This window comes from Sphingomonas phyllosphaerae (genome assembly GCA_036946405.1).
In the GTDB taxonomy this organism is placed as follows: Bacteria; Pseudomonadota; Alphaproteobacteria; order Sphingomonadales; family Sphingomonadaceae; genus Sphingomonas; species Sphingomonas phyllosphaerae_D.
On record JAQIJC010000001.1, the window covers coordinates 2,738,913 to 2,757,015 of the forward strand.

General features: G+C 68.6%; 16 protein-coding genes and 1 other RNA gene. 4 read left to right on the forward strand and 13 right to left on the reverse strand.

Annotated elements, in window-relative coordinates:
* Positions 1–10: 10 nt before the first annotated feature.
* A complete protein-coding gene (gene pnp / locus PGN12_12995) occupies positions 11–2,344 on the forward strand; it encodes a polyribonucleotide nucleotidyltransferase (protein ID MEH3104808.1) in 2,334 nt (777 codons plus the stop codon).
* A 292-nt stretch (positions 2,345–2,636) separates the two neighbouring features.
* On the opposite strand, the gene PGN12_13000 is transcribed toward pnp, so the two are convergent.
* Together PGN12_13000 and PGN12_13005 are read right to left on the reverse strand one after the other, a co-directional pair.
* Entirely contained in the window at positions 2,637–4,577 is a 1,941-nt protein-coding gene (locus PGN12_13000; protein MEH3104809.1) for a 9-O-acetylesterase, read from the reverse strand.
* Between the two features lie 59 nt (positions 4,578–4,636).
* Positions 4,637–5,407, reverse strand: coding sequence for a class II aldolase/adducin family protein (locus PGN12_13005; GenBank protein MEH3104810.1), 771 nt, complete (start codon positions 5,405–5,407; stop codon positions 4,637–4,639).
* Between the two features lie 172 nt (positions 5,408–5,579).
* Between PGN12_13005 and paoA the strand changes: the two genes are divergently transcribed.
* The 3 genes from paoA to PGN12_13020 are packed head-to-tail and all read left to right on the forward strand — an operon-like array spanning position 5,580 to position 9,360.
* Positions 5,580–6,218, forward strand: a complete 639-nt coding sequence (gene paoA, locus PGN12_13010) for an aldehyde dehydrogenase iron-sulfur subunit (protein MEH3104811.1) — start codon at positions 5,580–5,582, stop codon at positions 6,216–6,218.
* Positions 6,215–7,168, forward strand: coding sequence for a xanthine dehydrogenase family protein subunit M (locus tag PGN12_13015; protein MEH3104812.1), 954 nt, complete (start codon positions 6,215–6,217; stop codon positions 7,166–7,168). Before paoA ends, PGN12_13015 begins: the two co-directional genes overlap by 4 nt.
* The gene (locus PGN12_13020; protein ID MEH3104813.1) at positions 7,165–9,360 is read left to right on the forward strand and encodes a xanthine dehydrogenase family protein molybdopterin-binding subunit; all 2,196 of its coding nucleotides are present in this window, start codon (positions 7,165–7,167) and stop codon (positions 9,358–9,360) included. The genes PGN12_13015 and PGN12_13020 overlap by 4 nt, the downstream gene beginning before the upstream one ends.
* A 95-nt stretch (positions 9,361–9,455) precedes the next feature.
* Here PGN12_13020 and PGN12_13025 read toward each other — a convergent pair whose 3' ends face one another.
* From PGN12_13025 to PGN12_13075, 11 genes are all read right to left on the reverse strand, one after another.
* Positions 9,456–9,770 (reverse strand): (2Fe-2S) ferredoxin domain-containing protein, encoded by a 315-nt coding sequence (locus PGN12_13025; protein MEH3104814.1) that lies wholly within the window; start codon positions 9,768–9,770, stop codon positions 9,456–9,458.
* On the reverse strand, positions 9,767–10,315 hold the full coding sequence (locus tag PGN12_13030) for a DnaJ domain-containing protein (protein MEH3104815.1): 549 nt from the start codon (positions 10,313–10,315) through the stop codon (positions 9,767–9,769). The genes PGN12_13025 and PGN12_13030 overlap by 4 nt, the downstream gene beginning before the upstream one ends.
* Positions 10,316–10,370: 55 nt before the next feature.
* Positions 10,371–10,764: RNase P RNA component class A (gene rnpB / locus PGN12_13035), an RNA gene on the reverse strand.
* Between the two features lie 157 nt (positions 10,765–10,921).
* Complete coding sequence (locus tag PGN12_13040; GenBank protein MEH3104816.1) at positions 10,922–11,611, reverse strand: N-acetylmuramoyl-L-alanine amidase; 690 nt, start codon at positions 11,609–11,611, stop codon at positions 10,922–10,924.
* Positions 11,612–11,693: 82 nt separating this feature from the next.
* Positions 11,694–12,518, reverse strand: coding sequence for a protein-glutamate O-methyltransferase CheR (locus PGN12_13045; GenBank protein ID MEH3104817.1), 825 nt, complete (start codon positions 12,516–12,518; stop codon positions 11,694–11,696).
* Positions 12,518–13,579, reverse strand: coding sequence for a response regulator (locus PGN12_13050; protein MEH3104818.1), 1,062 nt, complete (start codon positions 13,577–13,579; stop codon positions 12,518–12,520). The genes PGN12_13045 and PGN12_13050 overlap by 1 nt, the downstream gene beginning before the upstream one ends.
* Before the next feature lie 29 nt (positions 13,580–13,608).
* Positions 13,609–13,974, reverse strand: coding sequence for a response regulator (locus PGN12_13055; GenBank protein MEH3104819.1), 366 nt, complete (start codon positions 13,972–13,974; stop codon positions 13,609–13,611).
* Positions 13,975–14,045: 71 nt separating this feature from the next.
* Entirely contained in the window at positions 14,046–14,480 is a 435-nt protein-coding gene (locus PGN12_13060) for a chemotaxis protein CheW (GenBank protein ID MEH3104820.1), read from the reverse strand.
* A complete protein-coding gene (locus PGN12_13065; protein ID MEH3104821.1) occupies positions 14,477–16,765 on the reverse strand; it encodes a chemotaxis protein CheW in 2,289 nt (762 codons plus the stop codon). Before PGN12_13065 ends, PGN12_13060 begins: the two co-directional genes overlap by 4 nt.
* Positions 16,766–16,987: 222 nt before the next feature.
* Positions 16,988–17,635 (reverse strand): histidine phosphotransferase family protein, encoded by a 648-nt coding sequence (locus PGN12_13070; GenBank protein ID MEH3104822.1) that lies wholly within the window; start codon positions 17,633–17,635, stop codon positions 16,988–16,990.
* 8 nt (positions 17,636–17,643) lie between these two features.
* The gene (locus PGN12_13075) at positions 17,644–18,099 is read right to left on the reverse strand and encodes a M67 family metallopeptidase (GenBank protein ID MEH3104823.1); all 456 of its coding nucleotides are present in this window, start codon (positions 18,097–18,099) and stop codon (positions 17,644–17,646) included.
* Between the last annotated feature and the right edge of the window lie 4 nt (positions 18,100–18,103).

The window sequence follows — 18,103 nt, forward strand, 5'->3', positions numbered from 1 at the left end:
AGGAAATCAGATGTTCGATACCAAGAAGGTGGAAATCCAGTGGGGCGGCAAGACGCTGACCCTGGAGACGGGCAAGGTCGCCCGCCAGGCCGACGGCGCGGTGATCGCGACGCTCGGCGAAACGGTGGTGCTGTGCGCCGTGACCGCCGCCAAGACCGTGAAGGAAGGGCAGGATTTCTTCCCGCTCACCGTTCACTATCAGGAAAAATTCTCCGCGAGCGGCCGCATTCCCGGCGGCTTCTTCAAGCGCGAGCGGGGCGCGACCGAGCGTGAGACGCTGGTCAGCCGCCTGATCGATCGCCCGATCCGTCCGCTGTTCCCCGAAGGCTTCTACAACGAGATCAACTGCATCGCGCAGGTGATGTCGTATGATGGCGAGAATGAACCCGATCTGCTGGCGATGATCGCGGCGTCGGCGGCGATGACGCTGTCGGGCGTGCCGTTCATGGGCCCGATCGGCGCGGCGCGTGTCGGCTATCAGGACGGTGAGTATATCCTCAACCCGTCCGACGCGCAGGTCGTCGAGGGCGAGCTGGACCTGATGGTCGCCGCGACGCACGACGCGGTGATGATGGTCGAGTCGGAAGCCAAGGAGCTGTCCGAGGACGTGATGCTGGGCGCGGTGATGTTCGCGCACAAGGCGTCGCAGGACGTCATCAACGCGATCATCGACCTCGCCGAGCAGGCGGCGAAGGAGCCGTGGGAGCTGAAGGTCCAGGCCGATAGCGCGGCGGTGAAGACCAAGCTGAAGAAGCTGATCGGCAAGGATCTGGAGGCGGCCTACAAGCTGACCGACAAGCAGGCGCGCCAGACCGCGATCAACGCCGCACGCACCAAGGCGCGCGACGGCATGGCCGACCTGAAGGACAGCGATCCGCAGGCATATCTCGCCAGCCTCAAGCTGGTGAAGAAGCTGGAGGCGGATATCGTCCGCACCGCGATCCTCAAGACCGGCCGCCGCATTGATGGTCGCGACACCAAGACCGTCCGCCCGATCGAGGCGGAAGTCCACTTCCTGCCGCGCGCGCACGGCTCGGCGCTGTTCACGCGTGGCGAGACGCAGACGATCGCGACCACGACGCTGGGCACCCGCGACGCCGAGCAGATGATCGACGGCCTCAACGGCCTGTCGTACCAGCACTTCATGCTGCACTATAACTTCCCGCCCTATTCGGTCGGTGAAGTGGGCCGCTTCGGCGCGCCGGGCCGTCGCGAAGTCGGCCACGGCAAGCTGGCGTGGCGCGCGCTGCACCCGGTGCTGCCGACGAAGGAGGAATTCCCCTACACGATCCGCGTCACCAGCGACATCACCGAGTCGAACGGCTCGTCGTCGATGGCGACGGTGTGCGGCGGCTCGCTGTCGATGATGGACGCGGGCGTGCCGCTGAAGCGTCCGGTGTCCGGCATCGCGATGGGGCTGATCCTCGAGGGCAAGGACTTCGCGGTCCTGTCGGACATCCTCGGTGACGAGGATCACCTCGGCGACATGGACTTCAAGGTCGCGGGCACCAGCGAGGGCATCACCGCGCTCCAGATGGATATCAAGATCTCCGGCATCACCGAGGAGATCATGAAGGTCGCGCTGGCGCAGGCGCATGAAGGTCGCGCGCACATCCTCGGCGAAATGGCCAAGGCGCTCGACTCGACGCGTAGCGAGCTGTCGGCGCACGCGCCGCGCATCGAGACCTTCACGATCGACAAGTCGAAGATCCGCGAAGTGATCGGCACCGGCGGCAAGGTGATCCGCGAGATCGTCGCCACCACCGGTGCGAAGGTCGACATCGATGACGAGGGCGTCATCAAGGTGTCGTCGTCGGATCACGCGCAGATCGACGCCGCGATCAAGTGGATCAAGGGGCTGGTCGAAGAGGCCGAGGTCGGCAAGATCTATGACGGCAAGGTCGTCAACATCGTCGACTTCGGGGCGTTCGTGAACTTCATGGGCGGCAAGGACGGCCTCGTCCACGTCAGCGAAATGAAGAACGAGCGCGTCGAGAAGCCGGGCGACGTCGTGACCGAGGGGCAGGCCGTAAAGGTCAAGGTCCTCGAGATCGATCCGCGCGGCAAGGTCCGCCTGTCGATGCGCGTCGTCGATCAGGAAACCGGTGCCGAGCTGGAAGACACCCGCCCCGCCCGCGAGCCGCGCGGCGATCGTGACGGCGGTGGCCGTGGCGACCGTGGCCCGCGCCGTGATGGCGGTGGTCGCGGTGGGGATCGCGGCGGCGACCGTGGTCCGCGTCGCGAAGGCCGTGGCCCGCGTCGTGAGCGCGGCGAAGGCGGCGGCAAGGACGAGGGCGACGCCCCGGCCTTCGCTCCGGCCTTCCTGACCGGCGATCGCGACTAACCGCTTCGCTTTGCGTGCAGCAAGCGAGTGGCCCCGGCAGCGATGCCGGGGCCATTTTGGTTTTGGAGTGCTCCGTTACCTCAAAATCAAAGCGTCACCCCGGCGAAGGCCGGAGTCCAGTTGCGAACGGCTGGTAATGACGCGAACCGTTCGACCACTACGACCTTCCCAACTGGGCCCCGGCCTTCGCCGGGGTAACAGCAGGAGGTGGCGTCAGTGCGAGCGTAGCGAGGCGATCCAGGGCTGGATCAGGACGCTCTGGATAGTCGCGCTACGCTCGCAACGACGCCGCTTACTCCACCCCACGCTCGAACGGTGCCGCCGGCAGATCCGCGCCATCGAACAGGTTCGTGAACGGCGCATCGCTCCACGCGTACCGCACCTTCGTCACGCCCGCGGCATTCGCGCCCGGCAACACCACCGTGTCGCCGCGCGCCTCCGCCGGAACGTAGCGGCACGTATCGCCCACGCACGCCTCGAAACCGATCGCCTGCCCTGCGCTATACGTATGCAGCCCGTCGGTGACGTTGCGATAGCGCACCACCAGATCGCTGCCGCTCCGCGACACGCCCGCGACCTCCGGCCCGCTACGGAGCCCCGGATGGCCATAAGCGACGACGCGCGCCAGACGCGCCAGCCGCTCGCCGACGACAGTCTTCTGCGTCGGGTGGATGTCGAACCGGTCGCCGACGTCCAGCGTCACCGCGAGCCCGGCCTGCGCATCCTGCGCGACCGCCTGCGCCTGCGCCTCGCGCAGCTCCGCCCAACCCGACTGCACCGGCGCGGTCGACGGCTTGCCGTAGGAGGTGAGCTGGACGACAAAGAACGGCAACGTCGGCGCGGCGAAGGTCCGCCGCCAGTCCGCCATCAACAACGTCATCAACTCGCGATAGGTCGACGCCTCGCCGGCGTTCGACTCGCCCTGATACCAGGCGGCGAGCTTCAGCCCGTAGCCGGCGAACGGCGCGATCATCCCGTTGTGGAGCGTCGCAAGGCTGTTGGGCACGTCCCACGGCGCAGGCGCGATCTTCTCGCCGGTCAGCGTGCGGCCCTGACTGTAGCGCCACGGCCCGGCGAACGGCACCAATGTCCCGTCCGCCAGTTCCAGTCCACGCGGCGCGGCCCCGGTCAGCCCGCCACCGTTCGCGCCGCCCAGCACGCGCATCGCGACGACGTTGCGACCGACCTTCCACGTCCCCGCCGGCGCGTCGTAGTGCCGCCACGCCCAATTGACGCTGCCGCCGCCGACATAACGACCGTTGACCCACGTCTCCTCATATTGATCGATCGGCCCGAGCTGCAGCGTCTTGGCCGCCGCGACCTGCGCGGCGGTCAGGTCGATCGTGCCGCGCAGCCACATCACGCCCTCGAAGGCGGCGAGCGCGGGCACGCCCGCCTCCTTCCATGCCGAGGTCGGGATCGTCGCCCATTTGCTGTCGTCGAAGTCGGCGCGCCGGAACGCCGCCTGCCGCGCGGCGGCGGGATCGTGCGCCTTCCACCATGCCTCGCGCCGCGCGCCGTCCTGCGCCAGCGCCTTGGCCGGATCGCGCCCGTAGAGATCGACCGCGGCGATCCCATCCTTCAGCCGCGGGATCGTCACCAGCGACGCCGGGCTGATCCAGCTCTCGATCCGCGTTCCGCCCCATTCGGAGTTGATGAAGCCGATCGGCACCTTCTCGCTCTGCCGCAGCGAGCGCGCCATGTAGTAACAGACCGCCGATGCATCGCCGACCGTCTCCGGCCCGACCCGCTGCCATTTGGCGGGCGCTTCCAGATCGGCGAGCGGCTGCGCACGGCTGGTGTCGGGGATCGTGGCATAGCGCAGGTCCGGGTCGGCCGGCGTCTGCAACGCGCCCCAGGCGTTGGTCGACTGCTTGACCATGAACTCCATGTTCGACTGGCCGCCGCACAGGAAGACATCGCCGACCATGATGTCGCTCAGCGTCTGCCCGCCGTCGAGCGCCAGCGTGTAAGGCCCGCCCGCGGCCTGCGCCGGCAGCGTCGTGCGCCACCGGCCCTGCGCATCAGCGGTTGTGGTGGCGCGCTGCTCGCCGAGTCGTACCGTGACCGCGGCGTTCGGCGCACCCCGCCCCCACACTGCGATCGGCCGGTCGCGCTGGAGCACGGCATGATCGGCGAAGATGTGCGCGAAGCGCGGGGCCGCCTCCTGCGCCATTGCCGGCGCGGCGAGCGCCATCGCCGATCCCGCCATCACCACGCGCCACATCGCCATCATCCCCTCCGTTGCTTGTTAGCGCTCACGTATCGCACCCGGCGGGGGCGCGCCAAGCGTCAATCGCGATAGGACCGATCGATCCGGTCGAGCTTGCGCAGCAACGCCGGCCACGCCAGACCTCGCGCCAGCATCCCGACCCCGGCCGGCGGCGATTGCCGCGCGACCTTGTCCTCGACGCCCTGCGGCGGCGTGTGCAGGCCGTCCGCCCCGGCCGCGAGCATCAACACCTGCGCCTCGCAGGCGCGTTCAAGGAAATAGAGGCGCAGAAAACACGACGCGACCGAGTCGCCGACCGTCAGCGTCCCGTGATTGCGCAGGATCATCGCGTGGCGCGCGCCGAGATCGGCGACCAGCCGCTCGCGCTCCTCCAGATCGGTCGCGATCCCTTCATATTCGTGATAGGCGACATCGTGCGACGCGATCATCGCGGTCTGCGTATGCGGCAACAGCCCGCACGCCATCGCCGACACCGCCTGTCCATGCGGCGTGTGCAGGTGCATCACCGCCTGCGCATCGTCGCGCGCCATATGGATCGCGGAGTGGATCGTGAACCCGGCCGGGTTGACCGGATGCGCGCTCACGCCGACCGGCTGCCCGTCGACATCGATCTTGACCAGCGAGGACGCGGTGATCTCCTCGAACATCATGTCATAGGGGTTGATGAGGAAATGATGCTCCGGCCCCGGCACGCGCGCCGACAGGTGGGTGAAGATCATATCGTCCCAGCCATAGAGCGCCACCAGCCGATAGGCGGCGGCGAGATCGACCCGCGCCTCCCATTCGCCCGGTGCCATCGCCGTGGACTCCACCATCGCCGCCGTCGCCATGCGCTTCCTCTCCATGCTTTTCCTCTCCATGCTTTTGACATGGATGTTAGTACAGGCGGTGGTCAGCCGCCAGCGGCGTGTGTATCCTTGTGTTGCAGCCGGATATAACATGGATCGGGCGCGTTTCATCGAAGGAAGCGGCGTTCCTGCCCGTTTCCGCAGCAGGACGGACATGACCGATACCAACGGATTTAGCCTCACGCGGCGCGGGGCGCTCGTCAGCGGAGTCGCCGCCGCCTCCACCACGGCGTTGCCGCTCGAGGCCCGGCCGCTCCCGGCCGAGACCCCTGCCGCCACCGTCCCGGTGTCATTCACCGTCAACGGCAAGAAGCGCGCGCTCGATCTCGACCCACGCGTCACGTTGCTCGACGCACTGCGCGAGCATCTGCACCTCACCGGCAGCAAGAAGGGCTGCGACCATGGCCAGTGCGGCGCCTGCACGGTGATGGTCGAGGGCAAGCGCATCAACTCGTGCCTGACGCTCGCGGTGATGCACGACGGCGACACCATCACCACGATCGAGGGGCTCGGAAGGCCGGGCGACCTGCACCCGATGCAGGCCGCGTTCGTCAAGCATGACGGCTATCAATGCGGCTATTGCACCCCCGGCCAGATCATGGCGGCGGTGGCGATGTTGCAGGAGGTGAAGGACGGCGTGCCGAGCTACGTCTCGGCCGATCTCACCGTCGCCGGCCGCATCGACGCGCAGGAGGTGCGCGAGCGGATGAGCGGCAACATCTGCCGCTGCGCCGCTTATTCGAACATCGTCGCCGCGATCGCCGATGTCGCTGGCGCGGAGGACGTCGCATGAAGCCCTTCACTTACGAGCGCGCCACCTCCCCCGCCGCAGCCGCGGCTGCGGTCGCCGCGAAGCCGGGCGCGAAGTTCGTCGCGGGCGGCACCAATCTGCTCGACCTGATGAAGCTGCAGATCGAGGCGCCGACGCATCTCGTCGACGTCAACCGGCTTGGGCTCGACACGATCGAGGCGACGCCGGGTGGAGGACTGCGCGTCGGGGCGCTGGTCCGCAACACCGCACTCGCCGCCGATCCACGCGTGCGTCGCGACTATGGCGTGCTCAGCCGCGCGTTGCTGTCGGGTGCGTCGGGACAGTTGCGCAACAAGGCCACCACCGCGGGCAACCTGCTCCAGCGCACCCGCTGCCCGTATTTCTACGACACCAACCAGGCGTGCAACAAGCGCAAGCCCGGCTCGGGCTGCGCGGCGCTCGGCGGCTACAGCCGCGCGCTGGCGGTGATCGGCACCAGCAGGGATTGTATCGCGACGCATCCCAGCGACATGGCGGTGGCGATGCGCGCGCTCGACGCGACCGTCGAGACGGTCGACGGCGCCGGGCGCACCCGCACGATCCCGATCGACGATTTCCACCGCCTGCCCGGCAGCACGCCGTGGGTCGAAACCGCGCTTACGCCCGGCGAGATGATCACCGCTGTGACGCTGCCCGCGCCGGTGCACGGCACGCACATCTATCGCAAGGTCCGCGACCGCGCCTCCTACGCCTTTGCGACGATCTCGGTCGCCGCGATCCTGCCCGAGAGCGGCACGCCGCGCTTCGCCTTTGGTGGCCTTGCGCACAAGCCGTGGCGCGTCGCCGCCGCCGAAGCGCGCGCCAACGGTGGTGCGAAGGCAATCGCTGCCGCCGCGCTCGCCGGTGCCACACCGACGTCGCAGAACGCCTATAAAATTCCGCTGGTCGAGCGCACGCTGGCCGCGGTGCTCGCCGAAGGACGCGCAGCATGAAGTTCGATACCCCCGCCGGACGCAACCCGATCGACCAGCAGAAGGTCATCGGCAGGCCGACCGACCGCATCGACGGCCCGCTCAAGGTGACGGGAACCGCGCCCTACGCCTTCGAGCGCAACGATGTCGCACCCAACCACGCCTATGGCGTGATCGTCGGCGCGGCGGTCGCCAAGGGGCGGATCACGCGGATCGACACCAGCGATGCGCAGCGCGCGCCCGGCGTGCTCTCGGTCGTGACGCATGAGAATGCCGGCAAGCTCGGCAAGGCCAAGGCGCATACCGCGACGATGCTCGCCGGACCGGAGGTCGAGCATTACGATCAGGCGGTCGCGATCGTCGTCGCCGCGACGTTCGAGCAGGCGCGCGACGCCGCCAAGCGCGTCCGCGTCGACTATGCCCGCGTAAAGGGCAAATACGAGCTGAAGGCCGTCAAGGATGGTGCGCCGATCGCCAAGGGCGACAAGATGAAGACCGCGCGCGGTGACTTCGCGGGGGCGTTCGCCAGCGCGCCGGTCAAGCTCGACGCCACCTATACCACGCCCGACCAGAGCCACATGATGATGGAGCCGCACGCGACGATCGCGGCGTGGAATGGCGACGAACTGACGCTGTGGACCAGCAACCAGATGATCGCCTGGGCGGTGCGCGACATGAGCGAGACGCTGCTGATCCCCAAGGAGAAGATCCGCGTCGTCTCGCCCTATGTCGGCGGCGGGTTCGGGGGTAAGTTGTGGGTGCGGTCCGACGCGGTGATGGCGGCGCTCGCGGCGAAGGCGGCGGGACGGCCGGTCAAGGTCGCGCTCGCGCGGCCGCAGCTGATGAACAACACCACCCACCGCCCGGCGACGATCCAGCGCATCCGCATCGGTGCGGACAAGGCCGGCAAGATCACTGCGATCGCGCACCAGACGTGGTCGGGCGACCTGCCCGGCGGCGGCCCGGAGACCGCGGCCAACCAGACGCAGTTGCTCTACGCCGGTGACAACCGGCTGACCGAGACGCATCTCGCGGTGCTCGACCTGCCCGAAGCCAATGCGATGCGCGCGCCCGGCGAAGCGCCCGGCATGATGGCGCTCGAAGTCGCGATGGACGAGATGGCGGAGAAGCTGGGCATGGACCCGGTCCGCTTCCGCATCGTCAACGACACGCTGGTCGATCCGGAGAAGCCCGAGCGGAAGTTCTCCGACCGCAATCTGGTCCGCTGCCTTGAGGAAGGCGCGGCGAAGTTCGGCTGGAACCGCCGTAACCCGAAACCGGCGCAGGTACGTGACGGCGACTGGCTGGTCGGCATGGGCATGGCGGCGGCGTTCCGCAACAACATGAACATGAAGTCGGGCGCGCGCGTCGGGGTCGATCGCAAGGGCATGGTGACGGTCGCCACCGACATGACCGACATCGGCACCGGCAGCTACACGATCATCGCGCAGACCGCCGCCGAGATGCTCGGTGTGCCGCTCGACAAGGTCGTTGTGCTGCTCGGCGACAGTCGCTTCCCGGTGTCGGCGGGCTCGGGCGGGCAATGGGGCGGCAACAGCTCGACCGCGGGCGTCTACGCCGCCTGCGTCGACCTGCGCCGCCGCATCGCGCAGAAACTCGGTTTCAATTCAGACGATGTGACCTTCGCCGACGGGAAGGTGTCGAGCGGCAACCGCGCGGTCGATCTCGCCAAGGCGGCGGGCGACGAAGGCATCAGCGGCGAAGACACGATGGAGTACGGCACGCTGGAGAAGGATTACGCGCAGGCGACCTTCGGTGCGCATTTCGTCGAGGCGGCGGTCAACGTCTATACCGGCGAGATCCGCGTGCGGCGGATGTCGGGGGTCTACGATGCCGGGCGCATCCTCAACCCGAAGTCGGCGCGCAGTCAGGTTATCGGCGGGATGACGATGGGGATCGGCGCGGCGCTGATGGAAGACGCGGTGGTCGATCCGCGCTTCGGCTATTTCGTCAACCACGATCTCGCCGAATATCACGTCCCCGTGCACCTCGACGTGCCGCATCAGGAGGTGGTGTTCCTCGAGACGCTCGACGACAAGAGCTCGCCGATGAAGGCCAAGGGCGTCGGCGAACTGGGGCTGTGCGGCGCAGCGGCGGCGGTGGCCAACGCGATCTACAACGCCTGCGGCGTCCGCATCCGCGACTATCCGCTGACGCTCGACAAGGTGCTGGAGGAGCTACCGATGGCGTGAGGGCGGCACGGCTGCCCCCCACCTCATCGTCGTCCCGGGCTTAACCCGGGACCCCGCTTCTAACCCCTGCCTACAAGAAGAAGCGGGGCCCCGGATCAAGTCCGGGGCGACGGCGGAGGGCTTAGTAGCTCGCCCAACCCCGCGACATCCGCCCCCGCCGGCACGATCCGCCAGCACCCCGGCGCGCGGCTATCGACGATCGTCACGGCCCCTTTTGGACAGATGCCGAGACACTTCACTTCGACCACCCCGACCGTCGCCTTGCGTCCCTTGCCGAATCCCGGCTCGCCCCGCAGCGCCTTGGCGAGCGACGTTTTGCCCTTGTTGCCAAACCCGCCACCCAGCTTCTTCGAGCACTTCCCGCACACCAGCACCGCGCCGGTCCAGCCGGCGCGCACCTGATCCTTCATGGCTCGGCGCGCGGCTTCCAGGTCCGCGCCTCCTCGGCGACGCGCAGCACGTCATAAGCGGCCTGGATCGCCTGAAAGCGGGTCGCGGCGTCCTTGTCGCCGGGCCGCACGTCGGGATGGTTCGACTTGGCCAGCCGCCGCCACGCCAGCCGCACGTCGTCGAACGACGCGTCGACCTCCAGCTCCAGCACCTCCAGCGCGCGCAGCTCGTCGCGCGAGCGCGAGCCGTCGCCCGACCCCGCCCAAGCCTGATGCTTCGACTGCGAGAAGCCGCCCGCGTCGCGCCGCTCGTTGGCCTCGCGCTGCGCGGCCTCCTCGGCAGACAGGCCCTCGAAATAATTCCAGCCGCGATTGTACTCGGCGGCATGCGCCTGACAGAAATACCAGCGCTCCGGGCTGTTCGGCGACTTCGGCGCCGGGCACGTCCCCGGCTCGGTGCAGCCGTGACGATCGCACAACCGCACCGTCGTCGCCTCGCGATTGGCGCCATAGCCACGCCAGCGGGGGAAGCCCCAGTCGTTCGATCGGGTGGGAATACGTGCCATTCCTGCGGCACATAGGGGCGCGTCGCGCTCGCGCCAACCGACTAGCGGCAGCGAATTTGCCAGAGGGCCTGTAAGCCGGGTTCTGTCCACCCCGCGAACGGGGATAGGCGACCATTCCTCTCGGCGCGCCGTTGCCGACGCGCTCCAGCAACCAACCCGGGCAGCGGGTGGGAACACACCCCGGCGACGCAAGCGCCGCCATGCCGCCCCTATTCGGTCTTGCTCCCGGTGGGGTTTACCGTGCCACGACCGTTACCGGCCGCGCGGTGCGCTCTTACCGCACCCTTTCACCATGACCGGGCCGAGGCCCAGGCCGTCTGCTCTCTGTTGCACTGTCCCTGACTGCGGGCCGAAGCCCGAGCCGGCGGGCGTTACCCGCCACCGTTGTTCCATGGAGCCCGGACTTTCCTCGGCACGCTTGCGCGCGACGCGGCCGCCCGGCCCTCTGGCGAAGCCGCCGTAGCGCGGCTGTGGGCGTTAGGGAAGCGCTGTCCCGTCAACGGCCTCTCCGTTCGTGCTGAGCTTGTCGAAGCACGTGCCCAGTCACACGCCCCTCGACAAGCTCAGGGCGAACGGAAGTGATGATCCAACCCGTTCGACCAACAGCTACTCATCTCCCTGCGGCCTCGGCAGCAGCAAGGCGAGCAGGATCATTCGGCATTCGGCGTCCATCTCGCCGTCGATCAGCTCGGGTCGGAAACGCCGCTGAAAGGCCATGATCGCCGCCATCCGATCGCTCACGTCATAGCCGAACCGCTCGAGCGCGAGGCAGAACGCCGCCTCGCCCCACATCGGATCGACCAGATTCTTCGTCGGCCGCGGCAGCGCGAGCCGCAGCCGCGCCAGCCGGTGCCACGGGAACAACTCGCCCGGATCGCGCTTGCGCACCGGCGCGACGTCGGAATGACCGACGATATTGCCGCGCGTGATCTCGTACATGTCCTTCAGATGCGCGACGAGCCGGATCACCGCCTCGACCTGCGGCTCCGGGAACGCCCGATAGCCATGATCGTGACCGGGATTGACGATCTCGATGCCGATCGACGCCGAATTGACGTCGGTCACGCCGCGCCAGTGTGATGCCCCCGCGTGCCACGCGCGCTTGTCGTCGGCGACCAGCCGCGTGATCGTGCCGTCCTCGTCGACGTAATAGTGGCACGACACCTCCGCGGCGGGGTCACAAAGCCGGTCCAGCGCCTCCTGCGCGGTCTTCATGCCGGTATAGTGCAGCACGATCATCGAGATCGGCAGCAGCCGTTCGTTGAAGTTCGGCGACGGCACCTCGCGGCACCTCATGCGCCCGATCCGCCCGTCCGACGCTCCCCCTCTGTCACCATCGACCTCGTCATCGTTATCCGATGCACCGTCGTTCGCGAAATCAAAGCCCGGTGTAAACCCGGTTGCTGTCGGTCGTGGCTGGCACGCGCTCGTAGAAGCCGCGCGCGCGCAGGCTTGGGCGGAGCCGTTCGGACTGGCCGATCACCGTCTCGCCCGCGCCGAGCAACAGCAGACCATCGGGCTTCAGCGCCCCCGCCAGCCGCCCCAGCACCTGCTCGCGCTGATGCGGCGCGAAATAGAACAACAGGTTGCGGCACAGGATCAGGTCGAACTCACCGGCCGGTGGCATGTCGACGATCAAATTGTGTCGGCGATAGTGGATCGCGCCCAACAGCACGGACGACGCACGCCAATGATTGTCGGCGGCGGGCTCGAACCACTTCACCATCCGCCGCACCGGCAACCCACGCTGGATCTCGAATTGCGAGTACGTGCCTTCACGCGCGCGCGAGATCGCGGCGGCAGAGACGTCGGTGGCCACGATCTCCGGCATCGCGCCGCCCGCTTCGGCGAACAGCATCGCCAGCGATAGCGGCTCCTGCCCGGTCGCGCAGGCCGCGCACCACACGCGGAGCGGCGCACGTCCGGCGACCGCCTGGGCCGCCCCCTCAATGATGCCGGCATCGCGGAAGAACGACGTTTCCTGATTGAGCAGCGCATCGACGATCCGGTCGGCCAATTGCTTGTCTTTGCCCTCGATAAGCCGTGCCGCGAGCTGATCGACGCGGTCGAGCGCATGGGCCTGCAGCAGCGGCCCCAGCGATGCTTCGAAGCGCCAGCTGCGGCCGTTGGCGATCCGCTGCCCGGTGCGCGCCTCCAGCAGCGCCGCGAAGACGCGGGCCGAGCCGGGATCGATCTCCGCCATCAACCGCGTACCCCGGCGCGACGCGCCGCGATCATTGCGCCGATTTCCTGCGGCGCGAGCACCGCGTCGGCCAGCCCCGCCTCCGCCACCGCACCCGGCATTCCCCAGACGACCGACGAGTCGCGATCCTGCACCACGATCGTCCCGCCCGCGGCACGGACCGCGCGCGCCCCCTCCAGCCCGTCGCGCCCCATGCCGGTCAGCATGATCGCCAGCAGTCGCGGGCCATAAACGTGTGCCAGGCTGGTGAGCATCGGATCGACCGACGGCAGGTTACCGGTCGGACTCGGCGCTTGCGACAGGCGCGCGGCGATATGGCCGTCGGGCTGCATCGCCGCCAGCAGGTGCGCGTCGCCCGGCGCGATCAACACCTCGCCATCGACCACGCGTCGCCGCTCGTGCGCGATCGACGAGGGGCGCTTGGCGAATGCACCGACCTGCGCGGCGAAATAGGGCGAGAAGGACGGCGGGAGATGCTGCGTAACGAAGATCGGCTGCGTCATCGTCGCCGGCACCTGCTCCAGCAACGAAGCGAGCGCGTGGATGCCGCCGGTCGATGCGCCGATCGCGATCGCATCGAACGGCGGCGGCGTCATGATCGTCGCACGGCGTGGCAGCGGGCGGTCGAGCCCGTGCGCGGCGAGCAGGTCGAGCCGCGCCAGCAACGTCTCGCCGAAGCGTCCGGCGAAGGCCCCGATGCTGGGCTTCACCAGCGTGTCCGCCGCGCCGAGCGCGAGCGCGCGCATCGTCACCGCCGCGCCCTCGGCGGCCGAACTCGACACCACCAGCACGCGCGCGCCTGCGCCGGCCTTCAGCAAGTCGGGCAGCGCCTCGATCCCGCTCTGATGCGGCATGATGAGGTCGAGCAGGATGAAATCGACCCGCTCGGTGCGCAGGAAGGCGAGCGCACGCTGCGCATCGGGCAGCGCAGCGGCGAGATCGAACCGGCCACTGCCGCTGACGAACCGCGACAGCGCGGCGCGTGCAACCGCCGAATCGTCGACGATCAGCACACGCGGCCTACGTCGGGCCGGGCCGGCCGGATCGCTGCGCGGGATCATGACGGGTTCCGGCACCGGCCCGGTCGGGTTCAGGCGACGCCGACGATCTGGAGCTTGCTGTGCAACGTCTCCCGGTCGAATGGCTTCATCACATATTCGTCGGCGCCCGCCTCGATCGCGGCGCGGATGTGGGCCATGCCGTTCTCGGTGGTGCAGAACACCACCTTCGGGCGATGCGGCATCGGCTCCTCGCCCAGCGCGCGCAGGAATTCCATGCCGCTCATCACCGGCATGTTCCAGTCGAGCAGGATGACGTCGGGGCACGACTGCCGACATTGCGTCAGCGCCTCACGTCCGTCGCCTGCCTCGGACACCGAAAAGTCGAGCGCCTCCAGAATGTGACGGGCCACCTTGCGGATCACCTTCGAATCATCGACGATCAGGCAGGTTTTCATGTCTTTTCCGATATTTCTGGTGCTGACCGATCTTGGCCGCGCCGCAGTAAGGATGGGGTTAACGACCGCGCTCAGTTCAGCGCACTGGCGCGCGCGACCAGGCGGTCGATATCGACCGCCATCAAGGTTTCGCCGTCGCCCTCCGCGACGCCGGTGACGAAATCCCATTCGCCCGCCGCGCCCTGTGCGATCGGTGCCGGCGCGAGCGTGAAGGTCGCGACATCCTCCAGCGCATCGACGGCGATCGCATACAGATGCCCGTCGACCAGCGTCGCGACCGCGCGCCCGCCCTTGCCGTCACGCGGCATCGGCGTGCCGCCGAACAACGCGCGCACGTCGATCACGGTGGCGACGCGGCTGCGCATCGCCGCCAGCCCGACCACCGCCGGTGCCGCGCCCGGTGCGGGAACGGTGCTGTGGACCTCGACCACCGAATCGACGCGTTCGGCATCGAACAGCAATCCGCGGTCACCAACCCGCGCGACGAGGTGCAGGGCATGGTTCATGCGGCATATCCCTTCAGCGCGGCGATCAGCGCGGCGCGGTCGAAGCGGTAGAGCGGCTTGCCACGCTCGCGGCTGAGGCGCAGCGCCGGCACCGGGGGCGCATCGGCGTCATCCTCCATCGCCAGCGCCAGCGTAACCGGCGTGCCGGGCGGCGCGCGACGCACGACGCGATAGCCCGCCTGCTCGATCGCCGGCTTGAGGAACGCCTCCATCCAGCCGCTCTCCGCGCCATGGAGCAGGCACAGCGGACGCTCGGCGATCGCAGGCGCGTCGTCGAACAACGCCAGCGGATCGACCAGCTCGATCGGCTCGCCATCGATCACCGCCAGCCCTGCGATCACGCCATGCGGGTTGGCGGCCGGCGCGATATCCTGCGGCAGCGGCACGATCTCGATCGGATCGGCGATCGGATAGGCGAGTTCCTGATCGTCGAGCTGGAGGCGCAACACCTTCCGCACCTCACCCGCGACCGCACCCGTTCCCGCCCACACCGGGATCGAGCGGTCGCCGATCGTCAGCCACAGGCCACCGGCCAATGCGCGCACCGCGCCGGTCGCGACTCCCTCGATCCGGTCGACCGCATCCGACACGATCATCCGGCGCACGCCGTCGATGTCGTCGAACAGCAAGGCGCGCACCGGCTCGACCAGCTCCGCCTCCGCCACCGCGGCGTCGGGGCGCTCGAAGGCGAGCGCCGCGCGCGCCGCGATCGCCGAGCAATCCAGCAACAGGATCGGTGCGCCGTCGTCGGGCAGCATCTGCCCGGCGTAGATACCCGCGCACATCACCGCCGGGGCCGCCGGCTTGACCACCAGTTCCTGCGTGTCGCGCACGCCGTCGAGCGCCAGCGCGAACCGCCCCTCGCGCAACGAGACGATCGCGAGGAAACCGGGCGCCGCCTGGGATTCATCCTGTCCCAGCAGCGTCGGCAAAGACACCATCGGCAGTCGTTGTCCGCGCAGCAGCACCACCGCCCCCGCCGCGACCCGGTCGACCCGTACCGCGCCGCCATCCACCGCGACGATCTCGTCGACCGACTGGCGCGGGATCGCGAAGCGCGTCCCCGCGGCATCGACCAGCACCGCGTTGAGGATCGCGAGCGTCAACGGCACTTCCAGCGCGATCGTCAGCCCCTGCCCCGGCCGGCTCGTCAGCGAGATCCGCCCGCCGGCCTGTTCGACATTGGCCTTCACCACGTCCATCCCGACGCCGCGCCCGGACAGCGCAGTCACCTCGTCGCGCGACGACAGGCCGGGCTCGAAGATCAGCTTCAACCGTCCTTCCTCGTCGAGCGCGGCGAGTTCGGCGGCGCGCTCCGGCTGTTCGCGCAATGCCTTGGCAAGCAATCGCTCGCTGTCGATCCCCCGCCCGTCGTCGGCGATCTCGATGATGATGAGGTTGCCGGCCTGTCGTGCGACGATCCGCAATTGCCCGGCGGCCGCCTTGCCCGCGCGCATGCGCCCGGCGCGATCCTCGATCCCGTGATCGACCGCGTTGCGGACCAGATGCACGAGCGGATCGCGCAACAGCTCGATCATCTCGCGGTCCAGTTCGACGTCGCCGCCTTCGATCGTCAGCGTCACCGACTTGTCGAGCGCCGCCGCCGAATCGCGTGCCAGTCGCGGGAGCGCGGAGAACAGCGACTCGACCCGCTGCATCCGCGTCCGCGTCACCGTGTCGCGCAACTCGTCGACCGAGATGCTCAGCCGCTCCAGCATCGACTCGAGCCGCGGATCGTCGATCATCCGAAGGTGGCGCGCGAGTTGATTGCGCGCCAGCACCATGTCCGACACGCCGCTCATCATCCGGTCGAGCAGGTCGACCGACAGGCGGACCGAGCGCTTCGGCGCGGCGCGGCTGGCGGAAGCGACCGCCGGTGCGTCGGCCGGTTCGGCTGCGGCGCTGGTCTCGCCCGCGATCGCGCCGTCCAGCGCCGCGATCAGCATCGCCTCGCCGGCCTCGGACAGCGCCTCGCCCGCATCGATCGCCTCGACGATCTCGCCGATCCGGTCGATGATCGCGAGGATCACGGTCACCAATGCCTGATCCGGCGCACGCTCGCCCGCGCGGACCGCCGCGAGGGCGTCCTCGGCGGCGTGGCTCAGCCGTGCGAGCCGCGGCAGATCGAGGAAGCCGCAGCTGCCCTTGATCGTGTGGACGAACCGAAAGATCGCATCCAGCCGCGAACGATCGCTGGGGTCGGCCTCCCAACCCACGATCTCGCCCGAGATCGCCTCGAGCGTCTCGCGCGTTTCGGCGATGAATTCCTGCAGCAGATCGTCCATGCGGTCCCGTTGCCCAAGTCAGGCAGACGGCATCGCACGACAGGCGTTAAAAGGGTCTTTACCGCGCCACCGTTGAACTTAGGGCGCATCGACATTCAGGAGATGGCGAGTCGAAGACGGTGGTTTCGCGTGATCCGGAGCGCAGCGTACTTTCAGTACGTGAGCACCGGAAGCGCGCGGAACCGGCGTTTGCAGGCCGTCAGAACTGAATGTCGATGCGCCCTAGCGGTGTGGAAGCGCCGCGCCGAACAGCAGCGCGCCATCGACCGGCTCGCTGACCACCACCGATCCGCCCGCCTCGCGCACCAGCTCGTGGATCAGGAACGCCGCTGCGGCGCGCGGCGCAACCGCGGTATCGTCGGCCGGCCCGTCGGTCAGCGTGGCGCGCAAATCGGGGTCGAGCACGATCCGCGGCCCTTCCGCGCGCAGCACGATCTCGGTCGCCTCGGCGCTCTCCTCGGTGCCGATCGTCACCGTACCGCCGCGCACCAGCGTGTCGCCCGCGATCAGCGCGAGGTTGAGCAGCACCTTGACCGCCACCTTGGGCAGTTCGGCCGCCTCGACCAGCCATTGCAGGTTCAGCCGCTTGTTGTCGCCCAGCAGCGCCTCGACCGCCTGCCGCGCCTCGCGCACGTCGACCCGCTCGCCAAAGCCACCCGCCGCGCCGAAGGCCAGCCGGAAGAACTTCAACTTGTTCGCCGAGGTCCGGGCGCTTTCGTTCAGCAGTTCGAGGCACCGGGCGCGCATCTCCGGATCGGTTTCGTCATTCAGCAATTCCAGCCCGTTGTTGAGGGCGCCGACCGGCGACAGCAGATCGTGGCAAAGCCGCGAACAGAGGAGCGACGCGAAATCGACCGGGCTGATGGACATCGAAGAGGTTACCTCGGCGAAACAGGGTTAACGCCTTGTGGCGAGTCGCCGGTGTCGGTGCAACCGCCTACGTCAAGCCGCAGCGGATCGAATCGTCCGTGCACCGCGCCCTTCTCGACCGCGCGCCACGCCGTCACCATCTCGCCCGCGACGATCACCCAGATGCTCCCGTCCGGCGCCGCATCCGCCGCATCGCGTGGGGACGGCCGGGCGGTCCCCGAGGGATGCGAATGATAGTGACCGATCACCTGCTCGCCTCCGCGCCGCGCCGCGCGGTGCGCCGCGATCAGCGCGGCCGGGTCGATCTCGAAGCGCGTCGCCGGGTCCGCGGCGACGTTGCGGCACGGCAACAGCCGGGCGATCGTGTCGCCCTTCCCCAGCAACAATCCGCAAATTTCGTCGCGAGTCCCCGCGGCCGATGCGCGCAGTTCGTTTCGCTGGGCGATTGTAATCCTGACCATCATCGCC

Coding starts and splice junctions, on each gene's coding strand:
- PGN12_13060 (MEH3104820.1), bottom strand. CDS start 14,480: ATGAACCATGCCCTGCACCTCGTCGCGCGGGTTGGTGACCGCGGATTG.
- PGN12_13065 (MEH3104821.1), bottom strand. CDS start 16,765: ATGGACGATCTGCTGCAGGAATTCATCGCCGAAACGCGCGAGACGCTC.
- PGN12_13000 (MEH3104809.1), bottom strand. CDS start 4,577: ATGGCGATGTGGCGCGTGGTGATGGCGGGATCGGCGATGGCGCTCGCC.
- PGN12_13015 (MEH3104812.1), top strand. CDS start 6,215: ATGAAGCCCTTCACTTACGAGCGCGCCACCTCCCCCGCCGCAGCCGCG.
- PGN12_13045 (MEH3104817.1), bottom strand. CDS start 12,518: ATGGCGGAGATCGATCCCGGCTCGGCCCGCGTCTTCGCGGCGCTGCTG.
- pnp (MEH3104808.1), top strand. CDS start 11: ATGTTCGATACCAAGAAGGTGGAAATCCAGTGGGGCGGCAAGACGCTG.
- PGN12_13055 (MEH3104819.1), bottom strand. CDS start 13,974: ATGAAAACCTGCCTGATCGTCGATGATTCGAAGGTGATCCGCAAGGTG.
- PGN12_13005 (MEH3104810.1), bottom strand. CDS start 5,407: ATGGCGACGGCGGCGATGGTGGAGTCCACGGCGATGGCACCGGGCGAA.
- paoA (MEH3104811.1), top strand. CDS start 5,580: ATGACCGATACCAACGGATTTAGCCTCACGCGGCGCGGGGCGCTCGTC.
- PGN12_13075 (MEH3104823.1), bottom strand. CDS start 18,099: ATGATGGTCAGGATTACAATCGCCCAGCGAAACGAACTGCGCGCATCG.
- PGN12_13050 (MEH3104818.1), bottom strand. CDS start 13,579: ATGATCCCGCGCAGCGATCCGGCCGGCCCGGCCCGACGTAGGCCGCGT.
- PGN12_13020 (MEH3104813.1), top strand. CDS start 7,165: ATGAAGTTCGATACCCCCGCCGGACGCAACCCGATCGACCAGCAGAAG.
- PGN12_13040 (MEH3104816.1), bottom strand. CDS start 11,611: ATGAGGTGCCGCGAGGTGCCGTCGCCGAACTTCAACGAACGGCTGCTG.
- PGN12_13070 (MEH3104822.1), bottom strand. CDS start 17,635: ATGTCCATCAGCCCGGTCGATTTCGCGTCGCTCCTCTGTTCGCGGCTT.
- PGN12_13030 (MEH3104815.1), bottom strand. CDS start 10,315: ATGGCACGTATTCCCACCCGATCGAACGACTGGGGCTTCCCCCGCTGG.
- PGN12_13025 (MEH3104814.1), bottom strand. CDS start 9,770: ATGAAGGATCAGGTGCGCGCCGGCTGGACCGGCGCGGTGCTGGTGTGC.